This is a genomic window from Mycobacterium sp. NPDC003323 (assembly GCF_053589535.1).
On the sequence record NZ_JBSFSB010000024.1, the window covers coordinates 35,714 to 53,579 of the forward strand.

The window sequence follows — 17,866 nt, forward strand, 5'->3', positions numbered from 1 at the left end:
CTACTCGAACGACAGACGGACCGAACCCAGCCCATCGAAATCAGCAACAAACTCATCCCCCGGCCGCGCATCGACCGCCCGCATACACGCCCCCGGCAACACGATGTCCCCGGCCCGCAACCGCACCCCGAACGAATCGACCTTGCGCGCCAACCACGCCACCGAGGTCACCGGATTACCCAACACCGCATCACTGCGCCCCTCGGCCACCCCCTCACCATTACGCTTCAGGGTCGCATTGATGTTCTTGATGTCAATGTCCTTGGGCGACACCCGTTCCCGCCCCAACACCCACCCCGCCGAGGACGCATTATCGGCGATCGTGTCGCACAACTTGATCTTCCAATCGGTGATCCGGGTATCGATCAACTCGATCGAGGGCGCATACGCCGCCGTCGCGGCCAACACGTCATCCTCGGTGCACCCCGCGCCCGGCAGATCATCGGCCAAGATGAACCCCACCTCGACCTCCACCCGCGGATACAAAAACCGCCCCGCCGCCACCGGCTTGTCCTCGAAAACCTCCATATCGGCCAGCAGATGACCGTAATCGGGCTCATCGACACCCATCATCTTCTGCATCGCCTCCGAGGACAGACCCACCTTGTGCCCCACCACCCGAGCACCCTCAGCCACCCGCTGACGAATATTGATCAACTGGATCTCATAGGCATCCACCACATCGATATCCGGATACCGATCCGTCAACGGCATCGTCGCAACCCTGCTGCGCTCGGCCTCAGCCAGAACGGCCGCGAGTTCCGTGCGCACGTCGGCCGGCAGCATGTGTCCTCACCTTCTCCAGAACTGCACCGCCCTCGCCGGGCGGTATCGGCACCATTGTGCGACGTGCACAAGTGCGGAAAAGGTCCGAGTCCACTGAACGGAAGTTCTCTGGCTCACAAGTTGTGTGGAGCATCCCGCTCTACGGCATCCGGGGTGTATTTGCGATGCCGATCGTGTGGAATCACATCATGACAGTCGACTACACCGATAGCCAGCGTGAAATCAGCACTCCCTCCGGGGTCTTGCGCTATCACGAGGCCGGCGACGGTCCCCCGCTGCTGCTGCTGCACGGATCCGGCCCCGGGGTCACGGGTTGGCGTAATTACCGCGGCAACCTGGGGGTGTTCGCCGAGCATTTCCGCTGCCTGGTGTTGGAGTTCCCGGGATTCGGAGTCAGCGACGATTTCGGCGGCCACCCGATGCTGGACGCGCAGGGCGCCGCCGTGCAGTTCGTGGATGCGCTGGGCCTGGACAAGGTCGACGTGATCGGTAACTCGATGGGCGGCGGCGTCGGAATCAACTTCGCCACCAAGCATCCCGACCGGATCGGCAAGCTGGTGACGATCGGCGGCATCGGCACCAACATCTACAGCCCGGGCCCCAGCGAGGGCATCCGGCTGCTGCAGGAGTTCACCGAGGACCCCACCCGGCAGCGGCTCATCGACTGGTTGCGCTCGATGGTCTACAGCGAGTCGCTGGTGACCGAGGAGTTGATCGAGGAGCGCTGGACGCTGGCCACCGATCCGGAGACGCTCGCGGCGGCGCGACGCATGTACGGCAAGGCGGCCTTCGCAGCGATGATGGAGATGATGCGCAACGCCGACTTCCCGCTGCCGTGGGCGACGATGCACAAGGTCGCCGCGCCCACGCTGCTGACCTGGGGCCGTGATGACCGCGTCAGCCCGCTGGACATGTCGCTGGTGCCAATGCGGACCATTCCCAACGCCGAACTGCACGTGTTCCCCAACTGCGGGCACTGGGTCATGATCGAAGCGAAGGCGGCGTTCGAGCGGACGGTGCTGGCGTTCCTCACCGACGGCGCATGAAGCGCCGATAACCGAGGAATCGTGCGGTGTACCGCGGCAACATCGCCGCGGGCAACCGCGCCGGCCACGAGTCGGCGCGGAAGTAGGCGTCCGAGCCGCCGTCAACGAAAATGATGCTGCCGCAGAGAAAATCGGCGGCGTCCGAGAGCATGAACAGCATCCAGTCCGCGAGGTGACCGGCGTCGCCGAAACCGCCGATCGGCACCGGGAACGCGCTGATCGCCTTGGCTTCGTCCGGATTGGTCAACTGCTCGGCCAGTAGCGGGGTCATGACGGCGCCCGGGGCGATCGCGTTCAGCCGTATCCCCGCACCCGCCCAGTCCGGGGTTACCGCGTGTCGCCGCACCCAGCGCGACAGCGCGATCTTCGATGCGGCGTAGATCATCGGCGCAGACCGTTTCCCGAAGACACCTACCGCGCGCAGCGCCCGCTCCGCATCACCGTTCAACAGCGCGCGCACCGCGCGCCGCGGCACCAGCGGGGTCACGGTGGTCGAGTTGCTCGATACGACCACGATCTTGGCCCGCCCGGAGCGGGCCAACGCCTGCCGTAGGCCGGTCAGCAGGTCGGTGACACCGAAGTAGTTGACCTCGGCGATCAACCGCTCCCGTCCAGGAATCGGTCCCAAACCGGCGGCCAGCACCGCGCCGTCGAGGACGCCGTCACAGCGCTGCAGGACAGCGTCGATTGCTGTACGACGACCGATTCCGGTGGACAGGTCGGCCACCACATCGGCGTCCTTGATGTCTACACCGATCACGACATGACCTGCGGCACGGAGCCTTTCCGCGGCGGCGTGCCCCATGCCCGAAGCCGACCCACTCACCACGTACGTACCCATGCACCTCTGCCCTTCGTTGCTGTTGAACGCTGCGCGTCGGCTGCAGCCCTGATTTTTGACACGGTACGACAAAAATGCTTCGATGGAAAGCATGCCAGCTTCGGCACCACAACCAGGACGCGGCCGCCCGACCGTGCTCGACCCGGTCGCGGTCGCCGAAGCCGCGCTGCAACTGTGGGCCCGCGACGGCTACGCCGGCACCGGCTGGCGCGAACTCGCCGAGGCCACCGGCATCAGCGCCCGAACCCTGATGCGCCACTTTCCGTCCCGCGCCGATATCGCCTGGTTGGGTGTCTCCGAGGCGACGACGCGGCTACGTGACGCCCTGGTCGAGACGGACCCCGCGCAACCGCTGGCCGCTGCTGTGACGGCGGCGGTGGTGGAGTCGGTATCGCACGGCGCGCTGGTACGTCGCCTGACCCCCGACTGGCTCACGGTGATGCAACGCGAACCCGAGTTGGTGGCGGCCGCGACCGCCGCGCACGCCACCTGGATCGACACCGTCGGCGCCTACATCGCCGACCGCGCCCCCGATCTGCCCGAGCCGGTATGCCGTGCCTTCGCCACTGCCTACCACCAGGTTTCCTTCGCCGCCCTGCTCGCGTGGGCACAGTCCGGCGCCGAGGGAAGCCCCGCCGACGCCGTCGAGCGCACCCTGCGCTGGCTCACCATCGAAGACCCGGACACAGCCCAGTAACCGGCAACCATCAAGGAGGCACACATGTTGGACGTCGAGACCGTCCCCGACCCACTGGCACCGGCCCAGCTCGGGCCAATCACCCTGCGCAACCGAGTCATCAAATCGGCAACCTTCGAGGGCTATACCCCCGGAGCGTTGGTCAGCGACAAACTCATCGACTTCCACACCGCCGTCGGTCGTGGCGGTGTCGGGATGACGACGGTGGCCTACCTCGCAGTGGCCCCCGAGGGCCGCACCGAGCGCGACCAGATTTATTGGCGGCCCGAGGCATTGGAGGGACTGCAGCGTCTCACCGACGCGGTGCACGCCACCGGCGCCAAGGTCTCCGCGCAGATCGGCCACGCCGGGCCGGTGGCCAATGCCCGATCCAACGGGCTGCCGTCCCTGGCGCCGTCGACCCGGCCGAACCCGCTGTCGATGAGCTTGGACCGCGCGGCCACCCGCGCCGACATCGACCGCATCACCGCCGCGCACGGACAGGCCACCCGCTACGCCCGGGAAGTCGGGTTCGACGCGGTCGAGGTGCACCTCGGCCACAACTATCTGGTCAGCTCGTTCCTCAGCCCGAACGTCAACCGCCGCCGCGACGAATGGGGCGGGTCACTGGCCAACCGGGCCAGGTTCGCCCGCGAGACACTGCAGGCCGTTCGCGAGAGCGCCGACGGCAAGATCGCGGTGATCGCCAAGATGAACATGACCGACGGTGTGCCCGGCGGTCTGTGGCTGGATGAATCGCTGGAGTTCGCGCGCATGCTGCAGGCCGACGGCACGGTCGACGCGCTGGAACTGACCGGCGGTTCGTCCTTGCTCAATCCGATGTACCTGTTCCGCGGTGACGTTCCGCTCAACGAGATGGCCGAATCCCAGTCCCCGCTGTTGAAATTGGGGATCAAGATGTTCGGTCGAGCGGTCTTCAAGTCCTACCCATACCAGCCGCTGTACTTCCTGGACTATGCGCGGCAGTTCCGCGATGCGCTGACCCTGCCGCTGATCCTGCTCGGCGGAGTCACCGACCTCGACGGCATGACCACCGCCATGCGGGACGGGTTCGAGTTCGTCGCCATGGCGCGTGCGCTGCTGCGCGAACCCGATCTGATCAATCAGATTCAGCGCGAAGCGAATACCAAGTCGCTGTGCATCCACTGCAACATTTGTGCGGCAACCATCTTCACCGGAACGCGCTGCCCGATCGCGCCGCCGACCGCAACTCCGCTGACGGTGGTCACCAGTCCTGCCACGGGATGATTGTCCGTAGCGGACTGTCGATCACCACGTCGCCGGTGGCCGGGCCCGATTGCGCGAGTTCTGCGCTGCGGGCCCGGACCCGGGCAGTGGTGGCGACCGGATCGTCGTCGAGGTAGAGCAGTCGCAGGCGCAGCCCGCCCGGGGCGTCGTCGGCGTCCTGCGAGCGCAGCCGCATCCCGTTCTGTTGATGATGGTCCAGCGCAAACGTCCACGCCCCGGCGACACCCGGCAACTCCAGTAGTGCCGGGATCACCGTGCGGTCCTCCCACTGGTACGCGGCGTGAGTGTCCAATCCCAACGGGTCTGCGTAGCGGGTCAGTGTCACGCACAGGCCTCGGTTGGGTCGGTAGGGGATGATCTCCGGCGCCACCAGTGCCGAAGCTGCGGAATAGCCCTTCACCGGCCGGAAGAACGCCAGCAGTGTGCGACGGACACCCGGAATCAGTGGTCCGCGGCCCCATTGGAAGGAGTCCGCTCCCAACTGCTCCCACTCCAGAATCGACCGCTCGACGGGATCTCGAAACCAGTACATGGCAACGTAGTCGGTATCGTCCTGCTCGGTTGAGCCAATCGAAGCCGCCTTACAATCCGCCGGACGTGCCCAACGGTCGCCCCAGGCGATCCCCGGCAGTGCCAGATTCTCCGGGCGATGATCGAGTTGGTGCCATTCGTTGTAGCGACGGTGCCCGTCGGGATCGGCCTCGGCCAGGCTGACGAACGAGAAGAAGACCAGCGGACAATTCTTCACCGGGGCTCCTAGCGCTGCGTGCTGCCGGCGTCCACCGGCAGGGTGACCGCGGTAATGTAACGCGCCTCATCGGAGGCCAGGAACAGGCTGGCATTCGCGACATCGATCGGATCGACCCACGCGATGTCGAGCATGTTCATCGGGCGCGCGGCCGCGGCGAACTCCGCGCGGGTGGGCGGCCGGTCCAGGTCCGGCCGGAACGCGCTGCTGACTGCGTCGTTCTGGATCAACGGTGTGTCCACGTTGGTGGGGTGCACGGTGTTGACCCGGACCCGGTGCGGGGCGAGCTCATTGGCCAGGCTGCGCATCAACCCCACCATCCCATGCTTGGCCGCCGTGTAGTGGGCGACCCCGACCAGACCGCGCAGCCCGGCGATCGAACTCACCAACACCACCGACCCGCCGCCGCGGGCGATCAGGTGTGGCACCGTGACCTGGCAGGTGTGGAACACCCCGGTGAGGTTGACGTCCAGCATGGTCTGCCAGGTGTCCTCGGCCATCTCCACCGCGGTGGCACGGGAGGTGATACCTGCTGTCGCACAGACGATGTCGATACCGCCCAGCTGCGCGGCCCCGGCATCGACCGCAGCGCGCAGAATATCGACGTCACGCACGTCGGCGACCGCGGACACCATCTGCCCACCGGCGGCCCGCACCAGGCGCTGCGTCTCGGCCAGGTCCTCGTGGGTGGCGGGCGGAATGATTACGGTGCCCACCGGCCCGCACAGGTCGACGCCGATGATGTCGGCGCCCTCCTCGGCAAACCGCACCGCCTGGGCACGACCGATTCCGCGTGCGGCACCGGTGATCACAGCAACCTTGCCGCTGATCCTGCCCACCGCTACGCCTTCTGCGTCAGACCGGCATCGACAACCAGCTGGGTGCCGGTGATGTAGCGCGCCTCATCCGAGCACAAGAAGCACACCGCGTTGGCCACATCGACCGGTTCCACCCAGGGAATGGGCAGCAGGTTGCGGGCGGTCAGGACCCGCGCCGCGTCGGCCTCGGTGGGGTTCTCGATGTCCGGGCACAGCCGGCGGTAGGTCGCCTCGTTGCGGACCATCGCGGTGCCGACGGCACCCGGATGCACCACGTTGACGCGGATGTTGCGCGGCCCGAGTTCGTTGGCCAGGCTTCGTGCCAGTCCGACGATCGCGTGCTTGCTGGCCGTGTAGTGCGCGGTGTTCGCGGTCCCACGAACACCATTGGTGGAGCCGATGATCACGATCGACCCGCCGGCCGGGCCGAGGTGACCGACGGTGGCCTTGACGGTGTGCCAGACACCGGTGAGGTTGACGTCCAGGGTGTCTGCCCACGCCTGGGCGCTCAGTTCCCAGGTCGGCGCGCCGGCGATGTGTATCCCCGCGTTGGCCACCACGAGGTCCAGGCGACCCAGTTCGGCGACACCGGCCGCCACCACCGCCTGCAGCGCGTCCAGGTCACGGACGTCGGCCGCACCGCTGAAGCACCGCCTCCCCCGGCTGGTCACTGCGTCAGCGGTGGCGGCCAACTCGCTCGGGTCACCGGTATCCACGGCGATCACGTCGGCGCCGGCGTCGGCCAGGCGTTCACAATGCACCCGGCCGGTGCCGCGCGCCGCGCCCGTGACGACCGCGACCCTGTCGGCTAGGTCCGGCATCACGAACCCTTGTGCAGGCTGAATCCCTTGTAGCCGGCGTTCGCCACGTCGGCGCAGATCCCCAGGTAGGTGGCGAACCCGCCGATGAAGAGCATGAATACCCGGGGTTTACCGGGCACATTGGCGCCCATGTACCAGGAGTTGGCCTTGGGGAACAGCGTCGCGTCGGCGCGCTTGTTGCATTCGGCGACCCAGTCGTCGACCGCGTCGGCGGTCGCCTCGATGGCGTCCACATCGTGCTCGTCGAGGTAGTCGATGGCGTCGGCGATCCAATTGATGTGCGCTTCGGCGTGCAGCACCATGTTGGCCAGCACCGCGGGCGCACCCGGGCCGGACACCAGGAACAGGTTCGGGAACCCGTCCACACCCAGGCCGAGGTACGTGCGCGGGCCGTCGGCCCAGTCCTCGACGAGCTTCTGACCGTTGCGGCCGACGATGTCGATCTTGGCCAGCGTGCCGGTCATGGCGTCGAAACCCGTTGCGAGCACGATCGCGTCGACGTCGAAATGGTCGGCGGTGGTGTTGATCCCGGTGGCGTCGATCGATTCGATCGGCGTCTTGCGGACGCTGACCAATGTGACGTTGGACCGGTTGAAGGTCTGGAAGTAGTTGGTGTCGGTGCAGATCCGCTTGGTGCCGATCGGATGATCGTTCGGGATCAGCAGTTCGGCGACCTCGGGATCGTCGATGATCGCGCGGATCTTCTCCTCGTAGAACTTGCGCGCCTCTTCGTTGGCCTCCATGTCGATCATCTGATCGGCGAAGGTCTTCGAGAACAACACACCGCCCAGCTGCCAACGCTTCTCGAACGCATCGCGACGCTCGTCGGGGCTGGCCTCCATGGTCATCTTCGGATGTGCCACGTGCGGCGATCCACCACCGCTGCGCCACGACATCCGCCTGCGCTCATCGTAGGTGGCCTTGGCCTGGGTGATCTCGTCGGCGCTGAGCGGCCGGTTGCCCGCGGGCACACTGTAGTTCGGGGTGCGCTGGAAGACGTAGAGCTGCGACGCCTGCTCAGCGATGATCGGGATCGACTGAATGCCCGAGGAACCGGTGCCGATCACCGCAACCCGCTTGCCGGTGAAGTCGACACCCTCGTGTGGCCAGTGCGCAGTGTGGTAAACCTCACCACCAAAGTCGTCGAGCCCATTGATGTTCGGCTTCAGCGGCGAGGACAGCGGACCGGTGGCCATCACCACGAAGCGGGCCGTGACAGTCTCACCGGTGTCGGTGGTCACCGTCCACTGCAGCGCGTCCTCGTCGAAGACCGCCGAGATGACCCGCGTGTTGAATGTGATGCCCGACCGCAGATCCAGCTTGTCGGCGACCCACTTGATGTAGTCGAGGATCTCGCTCTGGGTGGCGTACTTCTCCGTCCAGGTCCATTCCTGCTGCAGTTCCTCGGAGAACGAGTAGCAGTAGTCCAGGCTCTCGACATCGCATCGGGCACCGGGATACCTGTTGAAGTACCAGGTGCCGCCGACCTCGGGCGCCGCCTCTAACACCCGCACCGACCGGCCCTGTTGCCGGAACTTGTGCAGGGCGTAGAGGCCGCCGAATCCGGCACCAACCACAACAACGTCGACATGGTCTGCACTCTCACTCACACCGTGAACGCTAGGACCTGCGCGGACACCAGGTCCGATCTTCTCCCGGTCAATGGTCATCGGAATCTGAGTTTCGTCCCGTCCACTGGTAGCGCCGGCGCATCCGAGTCCCGGTATGGGTCACACTGCAGACCATGAGCGACGTCGAAACCGGCAGCCGCCCCCCGGCCGCCCCCCGCGCAGTGCCCCTCACCGTCACCGACGTGATCGAGGAGAGCCGCGATGCCAAATCCCTGGTCTTTGCCGTACCGGGCGAACACCAGACGCGGTTCGACTATCGCCCGGGCCAGTTCCTGACCCTGCGGATTCCCAGCGATCAGACCGGTTCGGTGGCGCGGTGCTACTCGTTGGCCAGTTCCCCGCACACCAACGACGCACCAAAGGTGACCGTCAAGCGCACCGACGGCGGGTACGGCTCGAACTGGTTGTGCGACAACGTCTCCGTCGGCGACACCATCGAGTCGCTGCCACCGTCGGGCATCTTCACCCCGCGCGATCTCGACGGTGACTTCCTGCTGTGGGCCGCCGGCAGCGGTATCACGCCGGTGATGTCCATCCTCAAATCGGTGCTGGTCGCCGGCACCGGACGGGTCGTGCTGTGCTACGCCAACCGCGACGAGGCCTCGGTGATCTTCGCCGCCGAACTGCGCGAGCTCGCGGCGCGGTACGCCGGCCGGCTCACCGTGCTGCACTGGCTGGAGTCCATCCAAGGCCTGCCCACGCTCGCGCAGCTGGGCAACTTCGCCCGGCTCTTCTCGGGATACCAATCCTTCATCTGCGGTCCGGCGCCGTTCATGTCGGTGGTCAAGGAATCGCTCACCGAGGCCGGAATCCCACGGGAGCACGTCCATTTGGAGGTGTTCCAGTCCCTGGACGGTGACCCGTTCGCCGAGGTGGCGGTCGAGGATCTGCCTGCTGACGGGGAGGGGGCCGACGCCGAGATCTCCATCGACGGTGAGGTCCATCACCTGACGTGGCCGGTGGGACGCAACCTCGTCGACACCATGATGGCCGCCGGTATCGAGGTGCCCTACTCCTGCCGGGAGGGCAACTGCGGGTCCTGCGCGGCCACCGTTGTCGAGGGCCAGGTCGACCTCGGGAATGCGGCAATCCTGGAGGAGGAGGACATCGCCGACGGGTTGTTCCTCGCCTGCCAGGCCTGCCCGCTGTCGGACACCATCAAGGTCGAGTTCTAGAGCCGCTGCCACCATAAACGTGGCCCCGATTCACTTCCGCTCACTGGGACGGCACCTGCGGGTCGAGGCCGCCAGGCGCGACCATCGTAGGTATGACACAACGGGTGATCGACAGCCTTGCCGACGTCGCAGACCAACTGCGTGGACAGGCTGAGGAGGCCGAGAAGATCGGCAAGTTGACCGATGACACGGTCAAGACGATGAAGCAGCTCGGCAACATCCGTCTGCTGCAACCGAAGAAGCACGGCGGCCTGGAGGTCCATCCGCGCGAGTTCGCCGAGACCGTGATGGCCACCGCGGCGCTCGACCCGGCCGCGGGCTGGATCAACGGTGTGGTCGGGGTCCACCCCTATCAGCTCGCGTACGCCGACCCGCGCGTCGGCGCCGAGATCTGGGCCGACGATGTCGATACCTGGGTTGCCTCGCCGTACGCCCCGCAGGGTGTCGCCAAACCGGTGGACGGCGGCTACATCTTCAACGGCCGTTGGCAGTTCAGCTCGGGCACCGACCACTGCGACTGGATCTTCCTGGGTGCCATGATCGGTGACGCCGAGGGCAAGCCGCTGATGCCGCCGCAGATGCTGCACATGATCCTGCCGCGCAAGGACTACGAGATCGTCGAGGATTCCTGGGATGTCGTGGGCCTGCGCGGCACCGGGTCCAAGGACGTCATCGTCAAGGATGCGTTCGTGCCGTCCTACCGGACCATGGACGCCATGAAGGTGATGGACGGCACCGCCCAGCGCGAGGCCGGCATGACCGAGACGCTGTACCTGATGCCGTGGTCGACGATGTTCCCGTTGGGCATCTCCTCGGCCACCATCGGTATCGCCGAGGGTGCACTGGCCGCCGCGCTGGATTACCAGCGCCAGCGGGTGAATTCCAGCGGTGTAGCCATCAAGGACGATCCGTACGTGATGTACGCGATCGGTGAGGCGGCCGCCGACATCAACGCCGCCCGCCAGGAACTGCTGGCCAACGTCGACCGGATCTACGACATGGTCGACGCAGGCAAGGAGGTGTCCTTCGAGGATCGTGCGGCCGGTCGGCGCACCCAGGTCCGCGCGGTGTGGCGCGCGGTGTCCGCGGTCGACGAGATCTTCGCCCGCTGCGGCGGTAACGGCACCCGGATGGACAAGCCGCTGCAGCGGTACTGGCGCGATGTGCACGTGGGTCAGGCGCACGCCATCCACGTCCCCAGCACCGTCTATCACGCATCGGCACTCAGTTCGCTCGGGGTGGACCCGCAGGGCCCGCTGCGGGCGATGATCTAGGAAAGGTCGACACATGAGTTTGATCAAGAGTCTTGGGTATGTCACCGTGCAGGCCACGGACATCCCGCGCTGGCGCCAATTCGCTTTCGACGCACTGGGTTTCGCGACCGGCAGTGGACCCGATCCGGATTCGCTGTATCTGCGGATGGACGAGCGGGCCGCCCGCATCATCGTCTCCCCCGGTGACACCGACAGGATCGTCACGGTCGGCTGGGAGGTGCGTGACTCGGCGGATCTCAATGAGGTCAAGCGCAGGCTGGAAGCGGCGGGTACCCCGTACAAGGAGCTGTCCCTGGCCGAGGCCGACAGCCGTCGGGTCGAAGAGGTCATCGCCTTCGAAGATCCGGCCGGGACCTCGCTGGAGGTCTTCCACGGCGCGGTGCTCGACCACAGCCCGATCGTGACGCCGTTCGGTGCGAAGTTCGTGACCGGCGAGCAGGGGCTGGGCCACGTGGTGCTGCCCGCGCTGGACGTGCCGGGCATGTTCGACTTCTACACCGAGGTCCTTGGATTCAAGTCCCGCGGCGCATTCCGGGTGCCGGTGCCGCCGGAGTTCGGCCCGGTGCGGGTGCGCTTCCTCGGTGTCAACCAGCGCCATCACAGCCTGGCGCTGTGCCCCGCCGCGACCTTGCGCGATCCCGGCCTCATCCACCTGATGGTCGAGGTCGACACGCTCGACGCGGTCGGCCAGGCGCTGGACCGCATCAACTCCGATGGCTTCCAGCTGTCCTCGACGCTGGGCAGGCACACCAACGACAAGATGGTGTCCTTCTACGTCCGGGCCCCCGGCGACTGGGATATCGAGTTCGGCACCGAGGGCATGCGGGTCGACGAGAACTACTACACCGCTGAGGAAATCACCGCCGACAGCTACTGGGGCCACCAGTGGGTCGACGACCTGCCTGCCGCGATGCGCCCGTGACAAGCGATATCGTCCCGGTCGCCGAAGCCGAGATCTCCCGCTGGGACCACGAGGCCGACGTCGTCATCGCCGGCTACGGCGTGGCGGGTGCTTCGGCGGCCGTGGAGGCCGCGCGCGCCGGTGCCGATGTGCTCGTGCTCGAGCGCACCGGTTCCTGGGGCGGCGCGGCCTCGATGGCCGGTGGCTTCATCTACCTGGGCGGTGGCACCTCGGTCCAGAAGGCCTGCGGTTTCGAGGATTCCGTCGACAACATGGCCGCCTTTCTCAAGATCGCCATGGGACCGGGCGCCGACGAGAAGCGCATCGACGACTACTGCGCGGGCAGCGTCGCGCACTTCGACTGGCTCGTCGGCTGCGGGGTGACGTTCAAGGAGGAGTTCTTCGGCGAGCCCGGCTGGGAGCCGATGGGCGATCAGGGCTTGATGTATTCCGGTGGCGAGAATTCGTTCCCGTTCAACACCATCGCCACCCCCGCCCCGCGCGGCCACGTCCCGCAGATGTCGAACAAGAAGCAGGGCGAGGCTTCCGCCGGATACATGCTGATGAAGCCACTCGTCGAGACGGCGACCGCGGCCGGTGCCCGCGCACTGTATGACGTTCGGGCGCAACGGCTTGTCGTCTCGGCCGACGGTCGGGTCGTGGGTGTGGTCGCGCGCCAGTACGGCGACGAGGTCGCCATCCGGGCTCGGCGCGGTGTGGTGCTGGCCACCGGCAGCTTCGCCTACAACGAGGCGATGGTGGCGCAGTACGCCCCGCGGATCGCCGGCCGACCGGCCGCCTCGATCGAGCAGCACGACGGCCGCGCCATCCAGATGGCCCAGGCACTCGGAGCCGACCTGGCCCACATGGACGCCACCGAGGTCGCCATCTTCGCCGACCCGCAGCAGTTGGTGCGCGGCATCCTGGTCAACGCCAGGGGGCAACGCTATGTCGCCGAGGACACCTATCCGGGCCGCATCGGCCAGCTGACGCTGTACCACCAGGACAACACGGCGTATCTGATCATCGACGGCGACGCGCAGGAAGAGGCGATGGCCTCGCTGTCGCCGCAGTTGATGTTGCGGCCGCCGACCTGGGTCGCCGACACCGTCGCCGAACTCGAGACCGAGATCGGTTTGGCTCCGGGCTCGCTGCAGGCCACCGTCGCGGCCTACAACGAGGGCGCGGCGCGCGGCGAGGATCCGCTGCTGCACAAGAAGCCGCAGTGGATCAAGCCGATCGGTTCCCCCGTCGGCGCCATCGATCTGCGGGAAAGCACCGGCGGGTTCACTCTCGGCGGTCTGGCCACCACGCTCGATGCCGAGGTGCTGCACGTCAGCGGTGACCCCATTCCCGGCCTGTTCGCCGCGGGGCGGTCGGCCGCCGGACTCGCCGCCTGGGGCTACGCCAGCGGCGTATCGCTCGGGGACGGCAGCTTCTACGGGCGGCGGGCCGGTCGCAGCGCGGCGTCGGCCTGACGGAGGCGACACGCCGAGGCAATCAATTTGTAACCGAACTGGGTTCATAAAGCCTCAGGTCAAGCCGGGTTGTGCGGTAGCACACCCGGCTTTCGGCGTTGTTCGCTACCTGAGAATCGGCCGATCTATGTGACAGCAGCCACAGCGGTGTGATACTCCTATATGAGCATTAGGTATATGACTAATAGAAATATGAACAGCCCCGGAGGACCACGATGACCGTGACCATCGAAAGCCCGCTCGCACCCGCCACCAAGGCAGCCGCCGAGACCCCGAGCGCTGTCATCGACCGGGTCTCTCTAGTGCTGGACGCGTTCGACGGCCCCGGCCGGCTGACGCTGGCCCAGATCGTCCGGCGCACCGGGCTGCCGCGCTCCTCCGCACATCGCATGCTCGAGCGGCTGGTCCAGCTGCGCTGGCTGCGCCGCTCCGGCCGTGACTACGAGCTGGGCATGCGGCTGGTCGAGCTCGGTTCGCTGGCCGTTCACCAGGACCGGCTACACAAGGCTGCGATCCCGATGCTGCACGAACTGCACGCCGCCACCGGCCTGGTCGTCCACCTGGCGGTGCTGGAGGGCTCGGATGTGGTGTACATGGAAAAGGTGGGCAACCGCCTGACCGCCGCCATCCCGACCCGCGTCGGCGGACGCCAGCCCGCGCACTGCGCCGCCGTCGGCAAGGCGATGCTGGCCTTCGCCGGCGAGCCGGACCTCGACGCGTCGACCGCCTCGGCCCTGCCCCGTCGCACCAAGTACTCAATCTCCACGCCCGCACAGCTGCGCGCCGAACTAGCGAAGGTCCGTTCCCACGGCGTTGCCTTCGACCGCGAGGAGTCGGTCCCCGGATTCGGCTGTGTCGCAGCCCCTATCGGCGATCCGGGTCAGGCCGTCGCCGCGGTGTCGGTGTGTGGACCCATGAATCAGATGAAGTTCGACCAGCAGCTCGTGGCGCCGGTGCGGATGGCCGCCATGGGTATCTGGCGTGCCGTTGAGGGCGGCCCGATGCGGGTGACACCGACTCTGCAGCAGATGCGTCCGTTGCGCGGTGGCCCGATCAACCGCACGGTGATGCGCAAACCCGGCCTGCAGCCGGCATGAGCGACGCTTGCGGAGTGAATCGACCGGCCATGAGCGACAGCGAGACCCTCGATCCACAGATCGCCGCCATGATCGAGGTACTGGATGGGGGATTCCCACCGGTCCACACCATGACCGGTGACGAGGCCCGTGCCGCGATCCGGTCGCGGATGGTGGCGGTGGCCGATCCCGAGCCGGTCGCCTCGGTCGAGGATCGCGAGATACCCGGTCCGGATGGTCCGGTGACCGTGCGTATCTACCGGCCCGAAGCCGCGGTCGGCAACGCAGTGCCTACCCTGGTGTACGCCCACGGCGGCGGCTGGGTGTTCTGCGACTTGGACAGCCATGACGGCTTGTGCCGGGACTTCGCCAATCGTCTTCCCGCCGTGCTGGTTTCGGTGCACTACCGGCGGGCGGCCGAGGAAGGCCAGTGGCCGGCAGCGGCCGAGGATGTCTTTGCCGCGACCATGTGGGCGGCCGAGCACATCGCCGAACTCGGCGACGACGCGGAGGCTCTGGTGGTCGGCGGGGACAGCGCCGGCGGGAACCTCGCCGCCGTCACCGCGCTGATGGCGCGCGACCGCCGCGGCCCCAAACTGGCCGGTCAACTCTTGCTGTATCCGGTCATCGCCGCCGACTTCGACACCCCGTCCTACCGGCAGTTCGGCCACGGCTACTACAACCCGCTGCCCGCGCTGCAGTGGTATTGGGACCAGTACGTGCCCGCCGTGACCGATCGGATCGATCCCTACGCCTCACCGCTGCACGCCGAGGACCTGTCCGGGCTGCCGCCGACGGTGGCCGTGGTGGCCGGTCATGATCCGCTGCGCGACGAGGGAATCGCCTACGCCGAGGCCCTGCAGCGGGCCGGGGTGCCGGTGGTGCAGCGCTACTTCGAGGGCGGCGTGCACGGTTTCATGACCATGCCGAGCCTGGCGATCTGCGAGGAGGCCCGCGCCCAGGCGTGCGCCTACCTCACCGGCGTGATCAGCGGTCCGGTCAACCCATGAGCCACGTCACCGCCGGATGGTTCCGCCGGCGGTGACGTCCATGGATTCGGCAGACCCATAACGCTGCTGCGGGTCCAGCACGCAGTGCGTGCGACCGAACACCGTCACCATGCACCTGTTGTTGTGGTTGCAGCGGCTCCGCGTCCCGGCATCGGCGACCATCTTGTCCACCAGGTCCGGCTCGCGCAGGAGCGCCCGGCCCATGGCGACGAAGTCGAATCCCTCGCGCATGCCCGTCTCGACGTGCTGACGGTTCGTGATGCCGCCGAGCAGGATCAACTTGGTGTTCTTCATGATCGGTACGAACTGCCGCGCGGCAGGCAGCATGTACAGATCTTCATAGGGGTAACTGCCCATCACGCCCTTGCCCAGCAGCCGCACGCCGGGGCGAAGCATCGGCGGCATCACCTTGGCGAACTCGCGGACCGGCACGTCACCGCGGAACAGGTACAGCGGCCGGTACACCGAAGAACCCTGGGTCAGTTCGATGGCGTCCAGTGTGGCGTCGGCGTCCAGCAGCTGCACCGTCCGCAGGGCCTCATCGATCCAGATGCCGCCCGGCATGCCGTCGTCCATATCCAACTTGGCGATCAGCGCGATGCTGTCCCCGACCACTTCACGCACCCGCTGCGCGATCTCACGGACCAGTCGTGATCGGTTGTCGATATCGCCGCCGTACTCATCCTTGCGACGGTTGATCAGCGGGCTGAGAAATGAACTGGGCAGATATAGATGCCCGAAGTGGAGTTCCACCGCGTCGAATCCGGCGTCGACGGCCACCCGCGCCGCCGCACCGAATTGATCGATGACCGCGGCGATCTCGCTGCGACTGATCTCCCGGCAATAAGCAAACGATGTCGGGTTGATGAACCTGCTGGGCGCCAGCGGGGTGACACCCGTAAGCCGTTTGTGCGCAACAACCCCGGCGTGCCCGAGTTGCGCCGAGATGGCGGCGCCCGCGGCGTGGACGGCATCGGTGAGCTTGCGCAGGCCGGGCAGCGCCTCGTCGTTCATCACGATCTGGCCGGGAGCACTCGCCGCCTGCGCCGAGACACAGCAGTAGGCGACGGTGGTCATCCCGACACCGCCCTCGGCGAAGCTGAGGTGGAAGTCGATCAGATCATCGGTGACCAACCCCTGGGGCGATCGCCCCTCGGAGGTGGCGGCTTTGATGATCCTGTTGCGCAGTCGGACGGGTCCGATCTGTACCGGACTGAAGGCATCGGTCATGAAGCCACCGTCCTTTCACGGCCCGATCGCGTCAATGAGCGCTCCCGATGGTCGGGAACGACCGACTCCCGAGATAACACCGAACTCTAAAGTCGTCGCCATGGCAGACGGTGAGGTCTTCGTCATCGACCGGGTGATCACCCGGCCAGGATGCGCCCGGCAGTTCATCGACAACTATCTGTCCGGGTACGCCCCGGGCGCCCGCGAACGCGGCATGACGTTGGTCAATGTGCTGATCTCGCCCCCGATCTGGTATGACACCGAGCCCAACACGGTCACCGTCACCTGGACTCTGCCCAGCGCGCAGGCGTGGTGGGAGATGACCTGGAAGGGCCGACCCGACCCCGCCGTCGGCGCCTGGTGGGACAGCGTCGCCGACCTCGTGCTAGATCGGGAACGCAGCGCGGCCGCCGCCCACGATGATGTCGAAGGGCTCTGCGATGTTTAATGTCACCCGGCTCGTCGACGTCGCGGAGGCCCATCGCGACCGCATCCGACAGGCGCTCACCGACGCGGCGCAGCGCAGCGGCGCCGCCCGGACGCTGGTGTCCCCCACACTGGCGGGCAGCCGCAACGGCGGTGATCTGCTTCTGCACCTGCGTTTTGCCGACAGCAAAGGATGGGCCGAGGCAGCCTCGGCGGTCGACGCCGTCCTGGCCGACCCCGCCGTCACCCGCGTCAACGGAGCGAACTACCACGGCTCACCCGTCGCCATCGACGACCGCCCGACCGGCAGCGTCTACCGCGCGCTGTTGTTGCGGGTCTCCGACGGCACCGATGCCGACACGATGGCCCGCTTCGAGGCCGACCTACGACTCTTGCCGCGCTACGTGTCCACCATCAGCGCCTGGCAGCTGAGCCGACCCGAACACACCGTCGGGAACACCTGGACGCACGTTTTCGAGCAGGAGTTCAGCGATGCCGACGGCATCATGGGTGCCTACCTGATGCACCCGATCCATTGGGCGGTGGTCGACCAATGGTTCGATCCGGAATGTCCGAAAGCCATTGTGCGCGAACGGGTCTGTCACAGCTTCTGCACCGACAGCGACCGCGTGCTCCGCTGACGGCGCGTACCGCAGGGCC

18 protein-coding genes are annotated in these 17,866 nt (G+C 66.9%); 11 read left to right on the forward strand and 7 right to left on the reverse strand.

Going from position 1 to position 17,866, the window contains the following annotated elements; all coding sequences use genetic code 11:
* Nucleotides 1-786 (reverse strand): 2-keto-4-pentenoate hydratase, encoded by a 786-nt coding sequence (locus tag ACWDUN_RS28265; protein ID WP_449933965.1) that lies wholly within the window; start codon nucleotides 784-786, stop codon nucleotides 1-3.
* Between the two features lie 188 nt (nucleotides 787-974).
* On the opposite strand from ACWDUN_RS28265, the gene ACWDUN_RS28270 reads away from it, so the two are divergent.
* Nucleotides 975-1,832 carry an alpha/beta fold hydrolase gene (locus ACWDUN_RS28270; RefSeq protein ID WP_449933966.1) on the forward strand — a complete coding sequence of 286 codons (858 nt, stop codon included), beginning with the start codon at nucleotides 975-977 and terminating at the stop codon, nucleotides 1,830-1,832.
* Here the strand turns inward: ACWDUN_RS28270 and ACWDUN_RS28275 are convergent.
* Nucleotides 1,816-2,673 carry an SDR family oxidoreductase gene (locus ACWDUN_RS28275; protein WP_449933968.1) on the reverse strand — a complete coding sequence of 286 codons (858 nt, stop codon included), beginning with the start codon at nucleotides 2,671-2,673 and terminating at the stop codon, nucleotides 1,816-1,818. The genes ACWDUN_RS28270 and ACWDUN_RS28275 overlap by 17 nt on opposite strands.
* An 82-nt stretch (nucleotides 2,674-2,755) precedes the next feature.
* Between ACWDUN_RS28275 and ACWDUN_RS28280 the strand changes: the two genes are divergently transcribed.
* Together ACWDUN_RS28280 and ACWDUN_RS28285 are read left to right on the forward strand one after the other, a co-directional pair.
* Entirely contained in the window at nucleotides 2,756-3,370 is a 615-nt protein-coding gene (locus ACWDUN_RS28280; protein ID WP_449933970.1) for a TetR/AcrR family transcriptional regulator, read from the forward strand.
* Between the two features lie 24 nt (nucleotides 3,371-3,394).
* Nucleotides 3,395-4,618, forward strand: a complete 1,224-nt coding sequence (locus ACWDUN_RS28285; RefSeq protein WP_449933972.1) for an NADH:flavin oxidoreductase — start codon at nucleotides 3,395-3,397, stop codon at nucleotides 4,616-4,618.
* Here ACWDUN_RS28285 and ACWDUN_RS28290 read toward each other — a convergent pair.
* Genes ACWDUN_RS28290 through ACWDUN_RS28305 form a run of 4 tightly spaced genes read right to left on the reverse strand, consistent with a single transcriptional unit; the run spans nucleotide 4,596 to nucleotide 8,615 of the window.
* Nucleotides 4,596-5,366, reverse strand: coding sequence for a hypothetical protein (locus ACWDUN_RS28290; RefSeq protein WP_449933973.1), 771 nt, complete (start codon nucleotides 5,364-5,366; stop codon nucleotides 4,596-4,598). The genes ACWDUN_RS28285 and ACWDUN_RS28290 overlap by 23 nt on opposite strands.
* Nucleotides 5,367-5,374: 8 nt before the next feature.
* The gene (locus ACWDUN_RS28295; RefSeq protein WP_449933975.1) at nucleotides 5,375-6,205 is read right to left on the reverse strand and encodes a mycofactocin-coupled SDR family oxidoreductase; all 831 of its coding nucleotides are present in this window, start codon (nucleotides 6,203-6,205) and stop codon (nucleotides 5,375-5,377) included.
* 2 nt (nucleotides 6,206-6,207) lie between these two features.
* Nucleotides 6,208-7,005: a mycofactocin-coupled SDR family oxidoreductase gene (locus ACWDUN_RS28300; protein WP_449933976.1), complete on the reverse strand. Its 798-nt coding sequence runs from the start codon at nucleotides 7,003-7,005 to the stop codon at nucleotides 6,208-6,210.
* A complete protein-coding gene (locus ACWDUN_RS28305; protein ID WP_449933978.1) occupies nucleotides 7,005-8,615 on the reverse strand; it encodes a flavin-containing monooxygenase in 1,611 nt (536 codons plus the stop codon). The genes ACWDUN_RS28300 and ACWDUN_RS28305 overlap by 1 nt, the downstream gene beginning before the upstream one ends.
* A gap of 134 nt (nucleotides 8,616-8,749) precedes the next feature.
* Here ACWDUN_RS28305 and ACWDUN_RS28310 point away from each other — a divergent pair, with 134 nt between their 5' ends.
* The 6 genes from ACWDUN_RS28310 (at nucleotide 8,750) to ACWDUN_RS28335 (ending at nucleotide 15,550) form a co-directional block, all read left to right on the forward strand.
* Entirely contained in the window at nucleotides 8,750-9,811 is a 1,062-nt protein-coding gene (locus tag ACWDUN_RS28310) for a 2Fe-2S iron-sulfur cluster-binding protein (protein WP_449933980.1), read from the forward strand.
* Between the two features lie 92 nt (nucleotides 9,812-9,903).
* Entirely contained in the window at nucleotides 9,904-11,085 is a 1,182-nt protein-coding gene (locus tag ACWDUN_RS28315) for an acyl-CoA dehydrogenase family protein (RefSeq protein WP_449933982.1), read from the forward strand.
* A gap of 13 nt (nucleotides 11,086-11,098) precedes the next feature.
* Nucleotides 11,099-12,007: a biphenyl-2,3-diol 1,2-dioxygenase gene (gene bphC / locus ACWDUN_RS28320; RefSeq protein WP_449933983.1), complete on the forward strand. Its 909-nt coding sequence runs from the start codon at nucleotides 11,099-11,101 to the stop codon at nucleotides 12,005-12,007.
* Nucleotides 12,004-13,464 (forward strand): FAD-dependent oxidoreductase, encoded by a 1,461-nt coding sequence (locus tag ACWDUN_RS28325; protein WP_449933984.1) that lies wholly within the window; start codon nucleotides 12,004-12,006, stop codon nucleotides 13,462-13,464. Before bphC ends, ACWDUN_RS28325 begins: the two co-directional genes overlap by 4 nt.
* A 215-nt stretch (nucleotides 13,465-13,679) precedes the next feature.
* A complete protein-coding gene (locus ACWDUN_RS28330) occupies nucleotides 13,680-14,561 on the forward strand; it encodes an IclR family transcriptional regulator (RefSeq protein WP_449933986.1) in 882 nt (293 codons plus the stop codon).
* Between the two features lie 29 nt (nucleotides 14,562-14,590).
* Nucleotides 14,591-15,550 (forward strand): alpha/beta hydrolase, encoded by a 960-nt coding sequence (locus ACWDUN_RS28335; RefSeq protein WP_449933988.1) that lies wholly within the window; start codon nucleotides 14,591-14,593, stop codon nucleotides 15,548-15,550.
* A 6-nt stretch (nucleotides 15,551-15,556) separates the two neighbouring features.
* Here the strand turns inward: ACWDUN_RS28335 and ACWDUN_RS28340 are convergent, their stop codons facing one another.
* On the reverse strand, nucleotides 15,557-16,780 hold the full coding sequence (locus ACWDUN_RS28340) for an NADH:flavin oxidoreductase (protein WP_449933990.1): 1,224 nt from the start codon (nucleotides 16,778-16,780) through the stop codon (nucleotides 15,557-15,559).
* Between the two features lie 100 nt (nucleotides 16,781-16,880).
* On the opposite strand from ACWDUN_RS28340, the gene ACWDUN_RS28345 reads away from it, so the two are divergent.
* Nucleotides 16,881-17,228 carry a hypothetical protein gene (locus ACWDUN_RS28345; protein ID WP_449933991.1) on the forward strand — a complete coding sequence of 116 codons (348 nt, stop codon included), beginning with the start codon at nucleotides 16,881-16,883 and terminating at the stop codon, nucleotides 17,226-17,228.
* The gene (locus ACWDUN_RS28350) at nucleotides 17,221-17,847 is read left to right on the forward strand and encodes a Dabb family protein (RefSeq protein ID WP_449933992.1); all 627 of its coding nucleotides are present in this window, start codon (nucleotides 17,221-17,223) and stop codon (nucleotides 17,845-17,847) included. The genes ACWDUN_RS28345 and ACWDUN_RS28350 overlap by 8 nt, the downstream gene beginning before the upstream one ends.
* Nucleotides 17,848-17,866 lie beyond the last annotated feature (19 nt).